The sequence below is a fragment of the Virgibacillus pantothenticus genome, assembly GCF_018075365.1.
In the GTDB taxonomy this organism is placed as follows: domain Bacteria; phylum Bacillota; class Bacilli; order Bacillales; family Amphibacillaceae; genus Virgibacillus; species Virgibacillus pantothenticus.
Window position 1 is genome coordinate 2,130,121 of the sequence record NZ_CP073011.1, and the last position, 18,486, is coordinate 2,148,606.

Consider the following 18,486-nt stretch of genomic DNA (forward strand, 5'->3'; position numbering starts at 1 on the left):
ACATTATGTTGGAAAAAGAATTAGTTAAAAAGACATTTGCTAAAAATCCGCAAAACTACTTGACAAGCAGCACGCATGCTAAGGGCATTGAGCCACATATCATCGAAAATTGGCTACAGCCGTCTAAAACTATGGACACATTGGATATAGCTACGGGGGGAGGACACGTTGCTAGACAGCTTTCTCCTTATGTACGTACCGTATACGCAACAGATTTAACGAAAGAAATGCTTGCAAATACAAAGCATCATTTACAAGCATTTACTAATCTTGTATATATTCTTGCAGACGCTGAACAGTTGCCGTTTTTAAATGATTCCTTCGACCTTGTAACATGTCGGATCGCCGCCCATCATTTCCCACAACCCGAGCAGTTCATCCGTGAAGTGAAACGAGTAATGAAGCCTGATGGGAAATTTCTTTTTATCGACAACGTCGTCCCAAATATAAAAGCGTACGAAGCATTTATGAACCAAGTAGAGAAAATGCGCGATGAAAGTCATGTCAAATATCTATCAATAATCGAGTGGAAACGTCTTTTACAACAATATGGGTTAGTAATACGCCAGCAACAAGTGAATAAAAAAATATTAACTGTAAGCGATTGGTTAGACCGTACCTTAGATACCGAAGCTGAAAAAAAACGCGTAGCTGACTTTCTATTACAGGCAAATGAAAAATTAACCGCCTATTATCAAATTGAAAAAAACGCTGAAAAACCGCAGCAGTTTTCTATCGATGAGTGGATGGCTTTAGTGGAGCATGAATAATAAACAGCATCTACAAAGCTGATTTTGTCTCATCAAAGACAAAATCAACTGTTGAATATTTAATAATAAAGTAAATCTTCATACAGTAGTGGCTTTCATTCATCTCCTACTAATTGTTAGTACCTTAATGGTAAAACCTAAAGGTTGCTTACGAAACAGGGCATTTAGGTGCTGTTATCTCCTACTTAGACTTGTTACAGTATAGTTTTTATCCAACTCCTGAAGTGGAGTCTTACAGCACCTTATATCGGGACGAACCTTTAAAATGAAGATGCCCCCAATCTGCAAAGGTCATTTTGACTAAACCAAACCAACAGACTAGGGGCTACTAACAGGCAGCTTAACCGCCTATGAAGTATATGTAGAAAGGATGGCAAGGCAAGGGGAAAGCTACTGTTATAAAAGCATATACGATACTTGCTTATTCCTTTTTAAAGCTGGTCTCTCCATGCCAGTAGCTGCTTACTATCTATTTGATTTATCTTTCCATCTGTTTCTAACACTTGAATTAAACTATCAAATCCAGTAATGACAGCATATTGGAATCCTGCTTCACGAAAAGCAGTCTCTGCTTTACGAAGTCCGTATGTAAAGATGGCAAGAACTCCTAATACTTCCACCCCAGCTTTTTGCAAGGCTTGAGCTGACTCAATCGCTGAGCCTCCTGTCGAAATGAGGTCCTCAACCACGATGACCTTTTGACCTTGCTTCACTTCTCCCTCGATTTGATTCTCTTTACCATGCGCTTTTGGTTTGGAACGAACATAAACCATTGGCAAGCCAAGTGCATCTGCTAACCAAGCCGCATGCGGTATACCTGCGGTAGCGCAGCCCGCAATACAGTCAACTTCAAGTTGCTGTTCATTTATATGATGTATAAATGCTTGGGTTATTTTTTGACGTACATTTGGGTGTGATATCGTTAAACGATTATCACAGTAGATGGGAGATTGAATTCCCGACGTCCATTTAAAATATCCTTCCGTTTTAATCTGTACTGCTTTAATTTGTAGTAAATCACGAATAATATCTTCAGTCGTTGCCATTTTTCCACTCTCCTTTAATTTGTTCGTACGCTTCTTTTGGAGAAGCAGCTTGGGTGACCGTTCTGCCTACAACAATCACACTGGAACCATGTTGTTTCGCATACTCCGGGGTGGCGATACGTTTTTGATCGTCTCCTTGAGCATTTGCCAATCGAATACCAGGCGTGACCGTTAAGAAAGAGGAGCCACATGCATCTTTCACAGCATTCGCTTCATAAACCGAGCACACTACCCCATCGGCACCATTTTGTTGCGCAGCCTTGGCTAAATGAATGACATTACTAGCTAATGAACCTGGTAATCTTAAATCCTGTACCATATTTGCTTGATCCATAGACGTTAAAATCGTAACCGCCAACAATTTAGTATGATGATGAACATTCCCTTCCATTAAGCCTTGTTTTGCTGCTTGAACCATCTCACCACCACCTAATGCATGCACATTGACCATATCTACTTCTAATTGCGCTAAATTTCTCATCGCATGTTTTACGGTTGTAGGAATATCATGTAGCTTTAAATCTAGAAAGATGGAATGGTCATTTTTTTTCAGCTTTTCTATTAATGCAGGACCTTCTCTGTAAAATAATTCCATCCCTACCTTTACTGGAATACCAGTTAGATTATGCTTCAATAAAAACTGATTCGTTGTGTTCCAGTCTGGAAAATCCAAAGCGAGATAAATTGGTGCCCCCATTAAACAATCCCCTTTCCAATAGCCTCTTCAACGGAGTTAAAACCGTACTGCTCCAATGTATATGGTAATTGCTCAATAATTTCTTTACACACATACGGATTTTGGAAATTAGCTGTACCAACAGCGACAGCACTTGCTCCTGCTAACAAGAACTCGAGTACATCCTCTGCTTGCATAACGCCCCCCATCCCAATAATTGGAATCGAGACATGTTGTTTTACTTCATATATCATTCGGATAGCTATCGGTTTAATAGCTGGACCAGATAGACCTCCTGTTCGATTCGCGATTACCGGCTTTCTTGAAGCAAGATTCATTTGCATACCTGTTAACGTATTAATCATAGACAGACCATCCGCGCCTGCTTTCTCCACTGCTTTTGCCATCTCAACAATATCTGAAACATTTGGCGATAACTTAACATAGACAGGGAGATTCGTAGCTTCTTTTACAGCCTCGGTCACCTTTTGAGCCATTTGCGGATTTGTGCCAAATTGAATGCCGCCTTCTTTTACATTTGGGCATGATATATTTAATTCCAGTGCCGAAACTTGATCTGTTTGCTGAAACGCTTTTGCAACCTGCCTATATTCTTCAATCGTACTTCCAGCAATATTAGCAATAACCGGAACTGAAAATGAAGCTAGAAATGGAACCTCTGTCGTAATAATTTTTTCCACACCTGGATTTTGTAAACCAATGGCATTGAGCATGCCCGCACTTGTTTCCGCCACGCGAGGTGTAGGGTTTCCAAACCGAGCTTGTAGCGTCGCTGCTTTCATAATTACTGCTCCTAGTACATGAAGGTCATAAAATTTACTGTACTCCCTGCCAAATCCAAAGCATCCCGAAGCTGGCATAATTGGATTTTTTAATGATAACCCAGGCAGTTCTACTGCTATATTCATCCTAAATGCACCTCCTCTGCTGTAAAGACAGGACCATCCTGACATATTTTTTTGTATCCACCACGATCATCTGTTGGAATTACACATGCAAAACAAGCACCTATACCGCAGCCCATACGTTCTTCTAAGGATAAATAACCAGGTATAGTGCTCCACCGTTCTTTTACTGCCTTTAACATTGGAAGTGGTCCACAGGAATAATACCGATCAATGATTGGAAGCATCTCATCAGACACATTGGTTACATATCCTTTTTCGCCATATGTGCCATCATTCGTTACGACAATTGTATTCCCAAGTTCACGGAATTTCTCCTCATAAAATACATGTTCTTTTGATTGAAATCCTAGGATAGCTGTTACGACTGTACCTTGCTCGGTTAATTTTTTTGCCAGGTAGTACAGTGGAGGCACTCCAATGCCTCCCCCTACAAGTAAAATCGAAGCCTGTGTAGTATTATCAAGCAGAAACCCATTTCCGTTTGGTCCTAACACGTCAATTTTATCGCCAACGTCATACATGGATAGTTTTCTAGTTCCTTCTCCGAGAATTTTAAATAAAATGGTTATCGTATTTTTAGAAGCATCGACATTCGCGATCGAAATTGGTCGTCTCAGCATATGCCCTTGAACATGTATATGTAAAAATTGTCCAGGAACTGTTACCTGACTAATACTTTCATTTTCGAGTACCATTTCGACTGTATCACGGGCAATTTTTTGTTTTGATATGATCCTTAATTCTTGCTGCATTAGATTACCACCTTTTTTGAAAGATAGGAAAGTATAAAATTTGTTGCTTTGGGATAAGGGAATAACTGAATAGCCACGTCCGGCTTCAGCGCCCAGCAACTAAGCGACTTTAGAAATGCGCCCTACGATAAGGCATCATCGGTTCGCGGCAAAGAGGAAGGCCGACTAAAACCGGGCTTGCCGCTCAGGCGTCGGCATACCCCTGTTTTTAGTGGCATGATTCCTTTATCTTTAGTTGATTCGTTCCATTCGCTACGTTGCTAAACGGGCGCCCTGCGCCTTTGTTCGTTCAATTGGTTTTGCTTGAAATGTCATTGAATCAATAATGTGCAAGATTGCATTTGCTGTATCTAAATTGGTTAAACAAGCAATACCGTGTTCAACAGATTCTCTGCGAATCCGAAAACCATCGGAACGTGGTTGTTTTCCTGATGTTAATGTATTGATGACATATTGCACTTCACCATTTTCAATGACAGAAAGGACATTTGGCTGTTTAGATCCGATCTTCCCAACTTTCGTCACTGGTATCTGTGCCCGGTGGATATAGTCGGCAGTTCCTTCTGTTGCATACAGTTGATAACCTAATTGATGGAAGCGCTGAGCAATATCAAGCATTTCGTCTTTATCTTTATCTGCAACGGTTAATAACACACTACCTTGTTGTGGTAGTTTAATTCCAGAAGCAATCAATCCTTTATATAATGCTTTTTCTAATGTTTTATCATAGCCGATTGCTTCACCGGTTGATTTCATTTCTGGTCCTAAGATAGTATCTACACTACGCAGCTTCTCAAAGGAAAAGACAGGTACTTTCACTGCTACTTGGTCACTTTCTGGCAGGATGCCTGTTTGGTAACCCAAATCGGATAGTCTTTCACCGAGAATACATTTTGTCGCCAAATTTGCCATGATTACGCCGGTAATTTTGCTTAAAAATGGGATCGTACGACTTGCTCTTGGATTTACTTCAAGTACATACACATGATCATCACTTACAATAAATTGAATATTGATTAAGCCTTTCACTTGTAAAGCATGAGATATCTTCGTAGCGGCGTGTAAGCATTGATCTTTGACGGATTGACTGAGTCGCTGCGGCGGATATACGGCGATGGAATCCCCAGAGTGAACGCCAGCTCGTTCAATATGCTCCATGATTCCAGGGATAATGACCGTTTCACCGTCACTAATAGCATCCACTTCTACTTCCAATCCAGTAACATATTTATCAATTAAAATCGGATGTTTGTCATTTATATGTTCCGTTTTAGCCAGATAGGCTGTAAGCTCTGCTTCATTATAGACGATTTCCATTCTAGCTCCACCAATGACGTAGGACGGACGAACAAGCACAGGATAGCCAATCGCCTCTGCCACTTCTTTCGCACGTTCCATTTTCATCACTGTTTTTCCTTTCGGGCGCAATAAATGCAACTGGTCGACAAGCAGTTCAAATTTATCCCTGTCCTCCGCTTGATCAATGGCATGTAAGTTTGTTCCTAGTATGGCTACACCACGTCGCTCTAATCCGGCAGCCAGGTTGATTGCAGTTTGCCCGCCAAATTGTACAATAACCCCTTCCGGCTGCTCTAAATCGATCACATGCATCACATCTTCTAATGTAAGAGGCTCAAAATAGAGCTTGTCTGATATACTAAAATCAGTTGACACTGTTTCTGGGTTATTATTCATGATGATGGCTTCATAACCCATTTCTTTTAGTGCCAATACGGAGTGTACCGTAGCATAATCAAATTCGATTCCTTGCCCAATCCGGATGGGACCTGAGCCAAGAACTAGCACTTTTTTACGTAGACTTGCAATGGATTCATTCTCTTCCTCATACGTACTGTAAAAATACGGTGTTGCCGAGGCGAATTCTGCTGCACAAGTATCAACCATTTTATATACTGGCACAATTTCATGCTGCTTACGCATGGTATATACGTCATCTTCTGTTATTTTCCATAAGCGAGCGATATGTGCATCTGAAAATCCGCGTTCTTTCGCTTGTCTTAGCACGTCTGGCGAATTTGGCTGCTCCGTTAGTGCTTGCTCTAATACCATTAATTGTTGCAACTTCACTAAGAAAAATCGATCTATTTTTGTTATTTGGAAAATCTCTTCTACCGTCATTTTCCTTCTAAGAGCTTCCGCTAAAACGAAAATCCGCTCATCGTCCGCTTTTTTCAGTCGCGTTTTCAGAGTCTCTTCATCTAAATACGTTAAGCTTTCCAACCATAATTGGTCGGTATCAATATCCAAGGAACGAATTCCTTTTAATAACGATTCTTCAAAATTTCTGCCTATCGCCATGATTTCTCCAGTTGCTTTCATCTGCGTTCCGAGATTCCGATCTCCTGTCGTAAATTTATCAAATGGGAATCGCGGGATTTTCGTTACTACATAATCGAGCGCTGGTTCAAAGCATGCATATGTTTTTCCAGTAATAGGGTTTATGATCTCATCAAGCGTTAAACCAACGGCAATTTTCGCTGCCATTTTTGCAATTGGGTAACCCGTTGCTTTTGATGCCAATGCAGATGAACGACTTACCCGCGGGTTAACTTCAATAATGTAATATTGAAAACTGTCTGGGTCTAAAGCGAGTTGAACGTTGCACCCACCTTCTATTTCTAATGCGCGAATAATTTTTAAAGACGCGTTGCGCAGTAACTGATATTCACGGTCACTTAACGTTTGTGAAGGTGCAACGACGAGTGAATCACCAGTATGAATGCCAACAGGGTCTATATTTTCCATATTACACACGACAATTGCTTGATCATTTTTATCCCGCATTACTTCATATTCTATCTCTTTGAAGCCAGCAATATTTTTTTCGATTAAGCATTGATGAACGGGAGAAAGAGTTAGACCATTTTGTGTAACCGTCATTAATTCTTCTTTTGTATTACACATTCCTCCGCCTGTTCCACCAAGCGTATATGCCGGACGAACGATTACCGGGTAACCTATTTCATCTGCAAATGCACAAGCTTCATCTACGGTGTGAACGATTTGGCTCGCTGGAACAGGTTCATTTAATGCATGCATTAAATCTCTGAATTTCTCCCGATCCTCTGCTTTTTGGATGGCTTCCAAGGAAGTGCCTAATAAAGTTACATTATATTCGGCTAATATCCCCGTTTGATCTAAGGCAACTGCTAAATTTAATCCCGTTTGTCCGCCTAGTGTTGGCAGTAATGCATCTGGTTTTTCCATGCGAATGATTTTCGTTAAAAATTCAACCGTTAATGGTTCCATATACACTTTGTCTGCTACCGTATGGTCAGTCATAATGGTTGCGGGGTTAGAGTTAGCTAATATAACAGTATAGCCTTCTTCTCGTAACGCTTGACACGCTTGCGTTCCCGAATAATCAAATTCAGCTGCCTGCCCTATCACAATCGGCCCTGATCCAATTACTAAAATTTTGGAAATCGACTCATTTTTAGGCATATACTTCATCCTCCTTGGCCCCTTGCTCTGTCATGGTTAAAAATGTATCAAACAAGTGATTCGTATCTTCTGGTCCGGGTGAACTTTCCGGATGGTATTGAACTGAAAAAGCAGCATGACGTTTATGTTGTATCCCTTCAACGGTGCCATCATTTAATGCTACTTGCGTTAATTGCAAGTCTGTTTTTGCAAGTGAAGCTTGTTGTACGGCGTAACTATGATTTTGCGATGTTATGTATGTTTTATTCGTAAGTAAATCTTTCACCGGATGATTTGACCCGCGATGACCAAATGCCATTTTTTCTGTATCCGCTCCACAAGCTAAAGCGAGCAGTTGATGACCGAGACAAATTCCAAAGATAGGCAGCTTCCCAATCACTTGTTGAATCATGGCAATTGTCTCCGGCACATCTTTAGGGTTTCCTGGTCCATTCGTGAGCAATAAACCATCAGCTTTTAGACGAAGTATGTCTTCTGCACTATAATTATAAGGAACTACTGTGATGTGACAGTTGCGTTTTGTTAATTCACGTAGGATTCCATGTTTCATTCCACAATCGACAACGACAATTCGATTTCCTCTTCCTGGTACTACATAAGGCTTTAAGGTCGATGTTTTTCTTACCTGATCTTTCGGTAGCTTTGTTTTCCTTAATTGCCGTACAATTTGTTCATAAGGAATCGCGCTATCAGCTATTGCAGCTTTCATCGTTCCTTGTAAACGAATGATTTTCGTAAGCTTTCTCGTGTCAACTCCCGATATTCCAGGAATTTGGTTCGCCTTTAAATAGTCGTTCAATGTTTCTTCACTTCGGAAATTAGAAGGATATGCTGCAACTTCCTTGACAATAAACCCATGAATAAACGGAGTTACTGTTTCTACGTCGTCACGATTAATTCCGTAATTACCAGCGAGCGGGTAAGTCATCATGACGATTTGCCCACAATAGGAGGGGTCCGTGATAATTTCCTGATACCCGGTCATACCTGTGTTGAATACTACTTCACCAATTGCTTCCTGTTCACTGCCAAACCCTTCACCGATAAATACCGTTCCATCCTCTAATACTAACTGACGTTTCCCCATTATTTTTCCCCCTCATATACGATCTTTCCTGCTACCATCGTTAACGTTGGTGCAGCTTGTGCACTCCATCCATGGAAAGGTGTATTTTTTCCTTTAGAATAGAGAGCGTTTTTATCTATCGTTATCGATTTTTGCAAATCAATCAATGTGATATCAGCTATAGAACCTTCTAGTAACGTCCCATAAGGAAGACCAAATGTTGCTGCTGGTTTTGAAGCCATCCAAGCAATTAATTGCTGCAAGGTCACTTTCTCCGTTAAGACAAGATGCGTATAAAGTAAGGAAAATGCATGCTCTAAACCTACAATCCCAAACGGAGCATGTAACATCCCCTGTTCCTTTTCATGTGCAGCATGTGGTGCATGATCGGTGGCAATAAAATCAATCGTACCGTCTAACAATCCAGCTAACAGCGCCTCCTGATCTTCTTTTGCGCGTAATGGCGGGTTCATCTTAAAATTGGTATCGACCGTCGTAATATCAGATTCATTGAGTAGTAGATGATGTGGCGTTACTTCTGCCGTAACATGAATACCAGCTTTTTTAGCATCTCGAATTACCCGAACAGATTCTTTCGTGCTTACATGGCAAACATGATAATGACATCCTGTAGCTTCAGCTAATAACACATCTCTAGCAATTTGTACGGACTCTGCAAGCGAAGGAATTCCCGGTACATTCAAGCGTTCACTCACTTCACCATCATGGACAACACCCCCATATACAATGGAGTTGTCTTCGCAGTGGGCAACAATTGCTTTATTATACGCTTTTGCAAGCTTCATTGCTTGAAGCATTTGGTTAGCCGTTTGGATACCAACCCCATCATCGGTAAACGCAAAAATATCTGTCTGAGCTAATGCAGGTATATCGGTTAGCTCTTTTCCTTGTAGCTGTTTCGTTATCGCAGCATAAGGGAAAACACGAATTACCGCGTCATTGTCAATTTTTTGGTGTAACGCCTGTACAATCGCTACCGTGTCCTGTACAGGATTTGTATTGGGCATCGCACACACAGTAGTATAGCCGCCTCGAGCTGCTGCTTTTGTACCTGTAAGAATCGTTTCCTTATGTTCACCGCCAGGTTCCCGTAAATGAATATGAACATCAATGAACCCTGGAACTGCTAATTGCTCGTTACCCTCTATTTCTCTATCCGCTTGCTCTTTAATCACTGGTGCTAGTTTAGTAATCTTATCATTTTCGATTAAAATATCGTGCTTAACTAACTCCCCCGTAGGTAAAAGGTGGTTGATATTTTTGATCAACTGTTTCATGGATAGACCCCCATTCTTTTAGTACACTACTCATAATTGCCATTCTTGCATAAACACCGTTATTCATTTGCTTAAAAATTCGCGATCGATTACACTCAACCAAATCCGTATCGATTTCGACATTTCGATTAATTGGTGCTGGATGAAGAATAATTGCTTGTGGCTGCATGCATTTTTCTCGTTGCTTCGTTAAACCGTATTTGTCTAAATAGCTTGTTGTTTGATCGTAAGCTACTTCATGTCTTTCGTGTTGAATACGCAATAACATTAGCGTATCCGCTATTTCTACCGCTTCGTCCATAGATATATAAGGAAACGGAAGCGAGCGATCTTTACATCCTTCAGCTGCTGTTAAATACACATGTGCCCCCATTTTTTGTAATGTGTATGCATTCGACTTCGCTACACGGCTGTGTGAAATATCACCTGCAATGACAACGTTTATACCTTTAAACTTCTGAAACTCCTGATAAATGGTTAGTAAATCTAACAAGCATTGGGTTGGATGTTCTTTTTTTCCTGCCCCTGCATTAATGATTGGAATTGATAAGTTGCCTTCCAGTTTTTCTATCCAGCAATCATCTCGATGTCGGATTACTAACATGTTAGCGCCAATAGCCTCAAAAGTTTTGGCTGTGTCATATAGCGATTCACCCTTTTTGGTACTGGAAAATTCTTCATTAAAATCAAGCACATCAAGTCCTAGTTTGCGTTGGGCAACGATAAAACTCATTTTTGTACGTGTGCTTGGTTCAAAGAATAAATTCGCTGCAAACAGTTGCTCGCTTAGAATAAAGGCCTGCTCACGGTAATGCTCTGCTAATTGTAACAGCTCCATGATCTCTCGTTTCGTCCAGTCGTTTAAAGAAATAAAATGTCGCATCGTTTCTTCTTTCACTCCTTTTAATAATATTTCAAGCAAACTACATGTTTATCAGGCATAACAAAGGCGCGGGGCGCCCGTTTAGCAACGTCAGCGAATGAAACGAATCAACTAAAGATAAAGTGAACCTTCCATCAGCGGGGTTTTCTTCATCCCCGCTGATTGTTAGTACCACCAGGGTATGACCTAAAGGCCCTTGAACGAATCGGGGATTTAGGTACTGTTACCTCCCGCTTCGACTTGTTTAGCACACATCTTCCATTCTTGAAGTGGGAGTCTACAACGCCTTTTTACGGGATAAAGGAATCATGCCACAGGGGTATGCCGGCAAGCCCGTTTTTAGTCGGCCTTCCTCTTAGGTGACAAACCGATGAGGCCTTATCGTAGAGCGCATTTCTAAAGTCGCATCGTTGCTGGGCGCTTGCGCGGACGTGACTAGTCGGTTGTTTCGTTATCCACAAAAGTTTATAGTTGCCTATTACAATGAAAAAACCTCTTTGCTAAAAGGTCGCAAAGAGGTAGACGTGTGGTATGTATACACGTATATCTGGGCAACCTTTCAGATCTCTCGTACCTGATTAAAGGTTTTGTATGAAGTTTTGTTTATCGTTCATTATTTTTCATAAATAGAAACGGTATCTTCTGTTCCATCAATTTCTTCAAGTTTTACCATAACAATTTCTTTTTCAGAAGTTGGTATATTCTTGCCAACATAATCAGCACGTATCGGAAGCTCTCGATGTCCTCGGTCAACCAGAACACCTAATTGAATTTGGGCGGGTCTTCCGATATCCATAACCGCATCCATCGCCGCACGAACAGTTCTTCCTGTATAAAGAACATCATCAACTAGTACAACTTTTTTACCATTAATATCAGTGGCAATATGTGTTGCTTTTAAATCCGGATCTTCCCCTTCATTCGCTTTATCCAAGTCATCTCGATACAGTGTAATATCCAGGTCACCAATGGGGACAACCATATTTTCAATTTGGTTAATCTTCGCTTGTAAGCGTTTTGAGATTGGTACACCACGAGTTTTTATCCCGACTAGCACCAAATCTTCTCCACCTTTATTTTTTTCTAATATTTCATGGGCAATTCTGGTTAATGCTCGATTAATTGCTGATGCATCAAGTAAGTCTACTTTTTTCTTCATCTTTATCACCGTCCCATTTTTGAATTTCTTTGACTTAAGTAAGCTATTACCATTGCGTTCGCGGTTTGGAGACTTGACTCTACTCCTGAAGGATATTTATTGTTTGCATACGAAAAAGCCCTTTTATCCATGAGGAAAAAGGGCATACTGTTCGATACATAATTCCGTAACCTTTTCAGCCTCACTGGACTATGATTAAAGGAGCTTATTTTGTTCTTCCATGCAATTATGACAAACTCGTTCTCATTTGTCAATACAATTTTTGGATATAGGCAAGCAATTCTTGGAAATACGCTGGTAAATCCGTCGAAAAATGCATCGGTTGCTTTGATATTGGATGGTAAAACCGTAATTCTTTTGCATGTAATACTTGACCATTAGCTTGTAATGTTTTTCTTGGACCATATTTTGGATCTCCGACAATAGGGTAACCGATATATTTCATATGGACACGAATCTGATGGGTTCTTCCTGTCTCTAATTGACATTCTACATGGGAATAATCCGGATAAGCACGAAGTACACGGAAGTGAGTAATAGCTTCCTTGCCATTTTCGACAACACTCATTTTTTGTCTATCTTTTGGATCTCTACCAATCGGAGCTTCAATCATTCCTTTTTCATGTGCTATTTCGCCATGCACAAGTGCCTGATACGTACGCTTCATCGTTTTTTGCACTAGCTGCTCTGCTAATTGTTGATGTGCCTCGTCATGCTTTGCAACAACAAGCAAACCACTTGTATCCTTATCAAGCCGATGAACAATTCCTGGCCTTTCTACACCATTAATACCCGATAAATCTGTACAGTGGTAAAGCAACGCATGTACTAAAGTTCCATGCTGATGACCAGCAGAAGGATGAACTACCATCCCTTTTGGTTTATTAACGACTAAAATATCTTTATCTTCATAAACAATGTCTAAAGCAATAGCCTCTGGAACCAAGGATAAAGGTTCCGCTTTAGGAATAATCCACTCAATAAGATCCCCTTGCTGGCATTTATAATTTGCCTTTACCGGTTTGCCGTTTACAGTTACATAAGCATCTGTAATCCATGATTGTACCCTGGAGCGGGATATCTCTCTATTTTGATCAGCTAAAAGTTTATCAATTCGACTTTTATGATCTTCTTCACGTACGATATATTTATTCTTCGTCATGTTGACATTTTCCCTTTCCTTCGTTCATCAATAAACATGGTAATAATGATGAGAAAAACCCCTACAACTAAACTGGAATCCGCTACATTAAAGATTGGGAAATCATAACCAAAGATAATAAAATCAAAAAAATCGACAACTTCTTTACGAAACACACGGTCAATAAAATTACCGACAGCTCCACCCAATACAAAACTTAATGCAAGGCCTAACAGTTTACTATCTTTCGCATATGCTTGTATGTAATAAACTACGACGGCTACAACAATGACAGTCACAATATAGAAAAAGGTCATTTGCCCTTCTAATATCCCCCAAGCAGCACCTGTATTACGGTGAGAAGTTATATAGAAAAAATTCTCTATTATCGTAAGCCGTTCTCCTAGTTCCAGCTTTGTTACAATCAGCCATTTACTCGCCTGGTCGAGCGCAATTATTAATAGTGCAATGATGTAATACCAATACATTCTTTTTCCTCCGCAATTTTGTTTAAACACTTTATTTTTAATGGTAAACGTTACAAGCAAAAATAGCAATTCATTTTCGTCTGTACAATGATGTCCTCCTCAAACCTTATAAGAAAAAAAGGGCTGGCGTCTCCGTTCACTTCCATAAGCATTGGTTAATATTCAACCATTGTCACTGCTGAAGAAGTGGATCGATCTATAAGAAGCAAAGTTAAGAACAGATGCCTATGAATACGAATTTACAATTTCAAACTTTAGAAAAACTTGGCTTGTCGCCAAGTCTTATGGCGGAAGCCTTTGTTTTTCTTATACTATAAACCAAAAAAATCTTATACTTTCCTATAGTGGAACAAAGGCGCGGGGCGCCCGTTTAGCAACGTAAGCGAATGAAACGAATCAACTAAAGATAAAGTGAACCTTCAATCAGGGGTTTTCTTTATCCCCGCTGATTGTTAGTTGAACGAATCGGGGATTTAGGTGCTGTTACCTCCCGCTTCGACTTGTTCAGCTCACATCTTCCATTCTTGAAGTGGGAGTCTACAACGCCTTTTTACGGGATAAAGGAATCACGCCACTAAAATTGGGGTATGCCGACGTCTGGGCGGCAAGCCCGTTTTTAGTCGGCCTTCCTCTTAGAGACGAACCGATGAGGACTTATCGGAGGGCGCATTTCTAAAGTCGCATCGTTGCTGGGCTCATGCGCCGAGCGTGGCTATGCAGTTATTTCGTTATCCCCAAGCACCTCATTTTATGCTTTCTTATGTTAGTAAAAAAGGTTAAACCCCGGTTGGGAATTTAACCTTTATTTCATTACATTGATTTATGTTGCTTAACAACTGCAGCACACCGTGAACAAAGGGTCGGATGTTCGTCATCATCACCAACTGTATTGGAAGCAACCCAGCAGCGTTCGCATTTTTCACCAGGATGTTTTTCCACTTGTACATCCACATACGTATACTGCTTTGTATCATCGCTTTCTTCAACTACATTTACTTCTGAAACAATGAGATACTGATGAAGATGTTTCATTGCCTGTAACATGTTTTGAGTTTGCGTATCTTTTGGAACAATCGTTAATTTAGCTTCCAATGATTTTCCAATGACTTTTTCATTCCGTGCTTCTTCCAATGCTTTTAATACATCATCACGAATAAGCATAAATCGATCCCAATTTTTAGCTACATCATCCCAAGACTTCATCGCTTTAGGGTCTGGCATATCGGTTAATTGAACCCATTCCGCCTCCGCTTCAGGAATATACTCCCACACTTCTTCAGCAGTATGTGGAATAATCGGCGTCAACAATTTAACAATAGCTGTCAACACTTCATAATAGCCTGTTTGAATACTTCTTCTGCGTTTGTTATCGGCCGCTTCAATATAAAGAATATCTTTTGCGAAATCCAAGTAAAATGAACTTAAATCAACAGCACAAAAATTATGGATTTGGTGGAAAATCGGTGAAAACTCATAATTATCATAGGATTCCCTGACATCGGCAACTAATTTCTTCAACCGATGAAGCATATATTGGTCAACCTCTTCTAATTCTTCATAAGGTATACGGTCTGTTGACGGTTTAAAATCGCTAAGGTTAGCAAGCATAAATCGAATCGTATTACGAATTTTACGGTATGCTTCGGAAATTTGTTTCAAGATATGATCCGAAATACGAACATCAGCTTGATAGTCTACGGAAGATACCCATAAACGTAAAATATCAGCACCAAGCTGCTTTTGTACTTTAGCAGGCTGGATGACATTACCTAGAGATTTACTCATTTTTCTTCCGTCACCATCAAGTGCAAAACCATGACTGATGACCGCTTTATATGGTGATTTTCCTGTCACTGCAACGGAAGTAGACAAAGAAGAATTAAACCAGCCACGGTACTGGTCACTTCCTTCTAAATAAATGTCTGCAGGGCGGTAATGGTCTTCTCTTCCAACTAATACTGCTTCATGGGAGGAACCAGAATCAAACCACACATCCATAATATCCAATTCCTTTGTAAAAATACCGTTTGGACTATGCTCAGAGGTAAATCCTTCTGGTAACAAATCCTTTGCTTCCCATTCAAACCAAATATTCGATCCATGCTGTTTGAACAATTCAGATACATGATGAATGGTTTCGTCTGTAATAATTGGCGTACGATCCTCACCATAAAAAACTGGGATTGGGACGCCCCATGTGCGTTGTCTGGAAATACACCAATCTTCACGATCTCTTACCATATTATATAATCTTGTTTCTCCCCATTGCGGATACCATTGAACATTTTTAATCTCTTCTAAAATGGTCTGACGAAAATCCTTAATCGAAGCAAACCATTGTGACGTAGCTCGGAAAATAGTTGGTTTTTTCGTGCGCCAATCATGTGGATAAGAATGGGTAATAAATTGTAATTTTAACAATGCGCCCGCTTCTTCTAGTTTTTCCGTAATCACTTTATTCGCTTTATCATAGAAAAGTCCAGTAAAACCTGGTGCTTCATCTGTAAATACACCTTTTTCATCAACAGGACATAATACGTCAATACCATAACGTTTTGATACATAGAAGTCATCTTCCCCATGTCCAGGAGCGGTATGAACGCAGCCCGTACCAGCATCCGTGGTGACATGATCACCAAGCATCACTAGCGAAGAACGATCATAGAATGGGTGCTTCGTTAAAATATGTTCTGCTTGTTCTCCGCGGAACGTTTTTTCCACTTGATAATCTTTCCACTCTAATACTTCAGCTACAGCTTCCAACAGCGCATGTGCGATAACGTATTTTTCTTCGTTCACTGCTACAACAACATATTCTAATTCAGGATGTATGCTGATTCCTAAGTTAGCAGGAATAGTCCAAGGTGTTGTTGTCCAAATAATCAATTTATTACCTTCATCTAACAAGCCTTTACCATCGATTACTTCAAAAGCAACGTAAATAGATGGAGATCGCTTATCCTGATATTCAATTTCAGCTTCAGCCAAAGCTGATTCTGAAGATGGAGACCAGTAAACTGGCTTGAGCCCTTTATAAATATAACCCTTTTTAGCCATTTCTCCGAATACTATTACTTGTGCTGCTTCATATTCTTTCGTTAAGGTAATATATGGATTGTTCCAATCACCTCGAATGCCTAATGTTTTAAATTGTTCACGTTGATTATCTAATTGCTTTAAAGCATATTCTTCACATAGCTTGCGAAACTCAGCGATGCTCAGCTCTTTACGATTGATCTTTTTCTTCTTTGTCAGTGCTGTTTCGATTGGCAAACCATGCGTATCCCATCCGGGAACATATGGAGCATAGTAACCGCTCATTGATTTGTATCGAATAATAAAATCCTTTAAGATTTTATTTAATGCATGACCAATATGTAAATCTCCATTTGCATATGGTGGTCCATCATGCAGTATGAACTGGGGACGCCCCTTTGTTCGTTCCAAGCTTTTTTCGTATAGATGATTTTCTTCCCATTCTGCTTGTCGTTCTGGCTCTTTATTTGGTAAATTACCACGCATAGGAAATGCGGTTTTTGGCATTAACAAAGTATCCTTGTATTCCATTTTTATTTCCTCCTTCGAGATTTTCACGCTTATCCAAACATACATATCAATCGGTCAGGTAATCAGCATCGCATATATATGCGATTACGTGGTAAACGGTTATCTATTTATATACAAAAAAATCCTCTCTATCCCTCAAGGGACGAGAAGACTCGCGGTACCACCCTTATAAATATGGGAAACTGCCATATTCACTCGATATCCATAACGGGAATAAACCGGTCATTATTATTACTACTATTTCATAATGACAACTCAAGAGTGATTTTCTAAAAGCTAACTGCATCAGGCTCTCACCACGTCCTGACTCGCTAAACCAGCCTCTTGCTTTTATACTCTCTCCTTCAATGCTTTCTCTTTATTCACTTTTAAGACGGAATATCTATCGAATTAACATTGATACAAAATAATTTAGATCTCATACAATCGAATCAAAAACATATCTGTGTATGAATTATATGTAAAAATTACGTGACCGTCAAGATTTACGTTTCACTTTCTTCCAATTCCAGCTCTTCACCTAACTCCGTATCAAACAACTGATCCCAGTCATCTGTTTTAATCATATCAAGTTGTGCCTCAACAAGCATTTTAAGACGCGTGCGGAAAACCTTTGCTTGCTTTTTCATTTCTTCTAAGTCCATGGAAATGCGACGAGACTTAGTTAAGGCCTCATTAATAATACGATCCGCATTTTTCTCTGCTTCCTTAATGATCAGCTTCGACTCTTTAGAAGCATTCCCTTTTAATTCTTCAGCCGTTTCTTGTGCAATCAAAATAGATTTATTAAGGGTCTCCTCAATATTAGTAAAATGTCCCAGCTTTTGATTTAATTGTTCCACTTGCTCTTGAAGATCTTTTTTTTCGCGAATGACCATTTCGTAATCTTTGATTACTTGATCAAGAAATTCGTTTACTTCATCTTCATCATAACCTTTCCATTTTCTAGTAAATTCTTTATTGTGAATATCCAATGGTGTTAATGGCACAATTGCCACCTCCTATTTTACTTACTATTTCCAAATAATACGATGTAATAAGCTTGTCCAACTTTCAACACACATAAACCATTTCTGCTTCCTGAAGCATTGGTCATCGTAATTACCTAATGCCATTTCTTGTACATATCATTCATTATACACTATACATTTCGCCAAAAACTACATAATTCCTGCAAAAAATAATGGAAAGCGCGAATCTTCATATTGGTGCAATTCTAGTGAGGGTAAATAGTACAATCAAAGCC

General features: G+C 39.8%; 14 protein-coding genes and 1 other annotated feature. Of the genes, 1 reads left to right on the forward strand and 13 read right to left on the reverse strand.

Annotated elements, in window-relative coordinates:
- The first annotated feature begins 5 nt into the window (after positions 1-5).
- The gene (locus KBP50_RS10090; protein ID WP_236691431.1) at positions 6-770 is read left to right on the forward strand and encodes a class I SAM-dependent methyltransferase; all 765 of its coding nucleotides are present in this window, start codon (positions 6-8) and stop codon (positions 768-770) included.
- Between the two features lie 431 nt (positions 771-1,201).
- On the opposite strand, the gene pyrE is transcribed toward KBP50_RS10090, so the two are convergent.
- The 13 genes from pyrE to KBP50_RS10155 form a co-directional block, all read right to left on the reverse strand.
- Positions 1,202-1,816 carry an orotate phosphoribosyltransferase gene (gene pyrE / locus KBP50_RS10095; protein ID WP_050352676.1) on the reverse strand — a complete coding sequence of 205 codons (615 nt, stop codon included), beginning with the start codon at positions 1,814-1,816 and terminating at the stop codon, positions 1,202-1,204.
- A complete protein-coding gene (gene pyrF / locus KBP50_RS10100; RefSeq protein ID WP_050352675.1) occupies positions 1,803-2,513 on the reverse strand; it encodes an orotidine-5'-phosphate decarboxylase in 711 nt (236 codons plus the stop codon). Before pyrF ends, pyrE begins: the two co-directional genes overlap by 14 nt.
- Positions 2,513-3,421: a dihydroorotate dehydrogenase gene (locus tag KBP50_RS10105; RefSeq protein ID WP_050352674.1), complete on the reverse strand. Its 909-nt coding sequence runs from the start codon at positions 3,419-3,421 to the stop codon at positions 2,513-2,515. Before KBP50_RS10105 ends, pyrF begins: the two co-directional genes overlap by 1 nt.
- Positions 3,418-4,173: a dihydroorotate dehydrogenase electron transfer subunit gene (locus KBP50_RS10110; RefSeq protein ID WP_050352673.1), complete on the reverse strand. Its 756-nt coding sequence runs from the start codon at positions 4,171-4,173 to the stop codon at positions 3,418-3,420. Before KBP50_RS10110 ends, KBP50_RS10105 begins: the two co-directional genes overlap by 4 nt.
- 252 nt (positions 4,174-4,425) lie before the next feature.
- Positions 4,426-7,638, reverse strand: a complete 3,213-nt coding sequence (gene carB, locus KBP50_RS10115) for a carbamoyl-phosphate synthase large subunit (protein ID WP_050352672.1) — start codon at positions 7,636-7,638, stop codon at positions 4,426-4,428.
- Positions 7,631-8,725: a carbamoyl phosphate synthase small subunit gene (locus KBP50_RS10120; protein WP_050352671.1), complete on the reverse strand. Its 1,095-nt coding sequence runs from the start codon at positions 8,723-8,725 to the stop codon at positions 7,631-7,633. The genes carB and KBP50_RS10120 overlap by 8 nt, the downstream gene beginning before the upstream one ends.
- Positions 8,725-10,002: a dihydroorotase gene (locus KBP50_RS10125; RefSeq protein ID WP_050352670.1), complete on the reverse strand. Its 1,278-nt coding sequence runs from the start codon at positions 10,000-10,002 to the stop codon at positions 8,725-8,727. The genes KBP50_RS10120 and KBP50_RS10125 overlap by 1 nt, the downstream gene beginning before the upstream one ends.
- A complete protein-coding gene (locus KBP50_RS10130; protein WP_050352669.1) occupies positions 9,947-10,885 on the reverse strand; it encodes an aspartate carbamoyltransferase catalytic subunit in 939 nt (312 codons plus the stop codon). The genes KBP50_RS10125 and KBP50_RS10130 overlap by 56 nt, the downstream gene beginning before the upstream one ends.
- 613 nt (positions 10,886-11,498) lie before the next feature.
- Positions 11,499-12,044, reverse strand: coding sequence for a bifunctional pyr operon transcriptional regulator/uracil phosphoribosyltransferase PyrR (gene pyrR / locus KBP50_RS10135; protein ID WP_050352668.1), 546 nt, complete (start codon positions 12,042-12,044; stop codon positions 11,499-11,501).
- A gap of 250 nt (positions 12,045-12,294) precedes the next feature.
- Positions 12,295-13,206: an RluA family pseudouridine synthase gene (locus tag KBP50_RS10140; RefSeq protein WP_050352667.1), complete on the reverse strand. Its 912-nt coding sequence runs from the start codon at positions 13,204-13,206 to the stop codon at positions 12,295-12,297.
- Positions 13,203-13,673 (reverse strand): signal peptidase II, encoded by a 471-nt coding sequence (lspA, locus tag KBP50_RS10145; RefSeq protein ID WP_050353533.1) that lies wholly within the window; start codon positions 13,671-13,673, stop codon positions 13,203-13,205. Before lspA ends, KBP50_RS10140 begins: the two co-directional genes overlap by 4 nt.
- A gap of 810 nt (positions 13,674-14,483) precedes the next feature.
- On the reverse strand, positions 14,484-17,240 hold the full coding sequence (gene ileS, locus KBP50_RS10150; RefSeq protein WP_050352666.1) for an isoleucine--tRNA ligase: 2,757 nt from the start codon (positions 17,238-17,240) through the stop codon (positions 14,484-14,486).
- Positions 17,241-17,375: 135 nt separating this feature from the next.
- Positions 17,376-17,597: a binding site (T-box leader), on the reverse strand.
- 128 nt (positions 17,598-17,725) lie between these two features.
- Positions 17,726-18,229 carry a DivIVA domain-containing protein gene (locus KBP50_RS10155; protein WP_050352665.1) on the reverse strand — a complete coding sequence of 168 codons (504 nt, stop codon included), beginning with the start codon at positions 18,227-18,229 and terminating at the stop codon, positions 17,726-17,728.
- Between the last annotated feature and the right edge of the window lie 257 nt (positions 18,230-18,486).

What these genes read in the sequence shown, in the direction of transcription:
- KBP50_RS10090 (WP_236691431.1), top strand. Translation starts at nt 6, where the DNA reads ATGTTGGAAAAAGAATTAGTTAAAAAGACATTTGCTAAAAATCCGCAA.
- pyrE (WP_050352676.1), bottom strand. Translation starts at nt 1,816, where the DNA reads ATGGCAACGACTGAAGATATTATTCGTGATTTACTACAAATTAAAGCA.
- pyrF (WP_050352675.1), bottom strand. Translation starts at nt 2,513, where the DNA reads ATGGGGGCACCAATTTATCTCGCTTTGGATTTTCCAGACTGGAACACA.
- KBP50_RS10105 (WP_050352674.1), bottom strand. Translation starts at nt 3,421, where the DNA reads ATGAATATAGCAGTAGAACTGCCTGGGTTATCATTAAAAAATCCAATT.
- KBP50_RS10110 (WP_050352673.1), bottom strand. Translation starts at nt 4,173, where the DNA reads ATGCAGCAAGAATTAAGGATCATATCAAAACAAAAAATTGCCCGTGAT.
- carB (WP_050352672.1), bottom strand. Translation starts at nt 7,638, where the DNA reads ATGCCTAAAAATGAGTCGATTTCCAAAATTTTAGTAATTGGATCAGGG.
- KBP50_RS10120 (WP_050352671.1), bottom strand. Translation starts at nt 8,725, where the DNA reads ATGGGGAAACGTCAGTTAGTATTAGAGGATGGAACGGTATTTATCGGT.
- KBP50_RS10125 (WP_050352670.1), bottom strand. Translation starts at nt 10,002, where the DNA reads ATGAAACAGTTGATCAAAAATATCAACCACCTTTTACCTACGGGGGAG.
- KBP50_RS10130 (WP_050352669.1), bottom strand. Translation starts at nt 10,885, where the DNA reads ATGCGACATTTTATTTCTTTAAACGACTGGACGAAACGAGAGATCATG.
- pyrR (WP_050352668.1), bottom strand. Translation starts at nt 12,044, where the DNA reads ATGAAGAAAAAAGTAGACTTACTTGATGCATCAGCAATTAATCGAGCA.
- KBP50_RS10140 (WP_050352667.1), bottom strand. Translation starts at nt 13,206, where the DNA reads ATGACGAAGAATAAATATATCGTACGTGAAGAAGATCATAAAAGTCGA.
- lspA (WP_050353533.1), bottom strand. Translation starts at nt 13,673, where the DNA reads ATGTATTGGTATTACATCATTGCACTATTAATAATTGCGCTCGACCAG.
- ileS (WP_050352666.1), bottom strand. Translation starts at nt 17,240, where the DNA reads ATGGAATACAAGGATACTTTGTTAATGCCAAAAACCGCATTTCCTATG.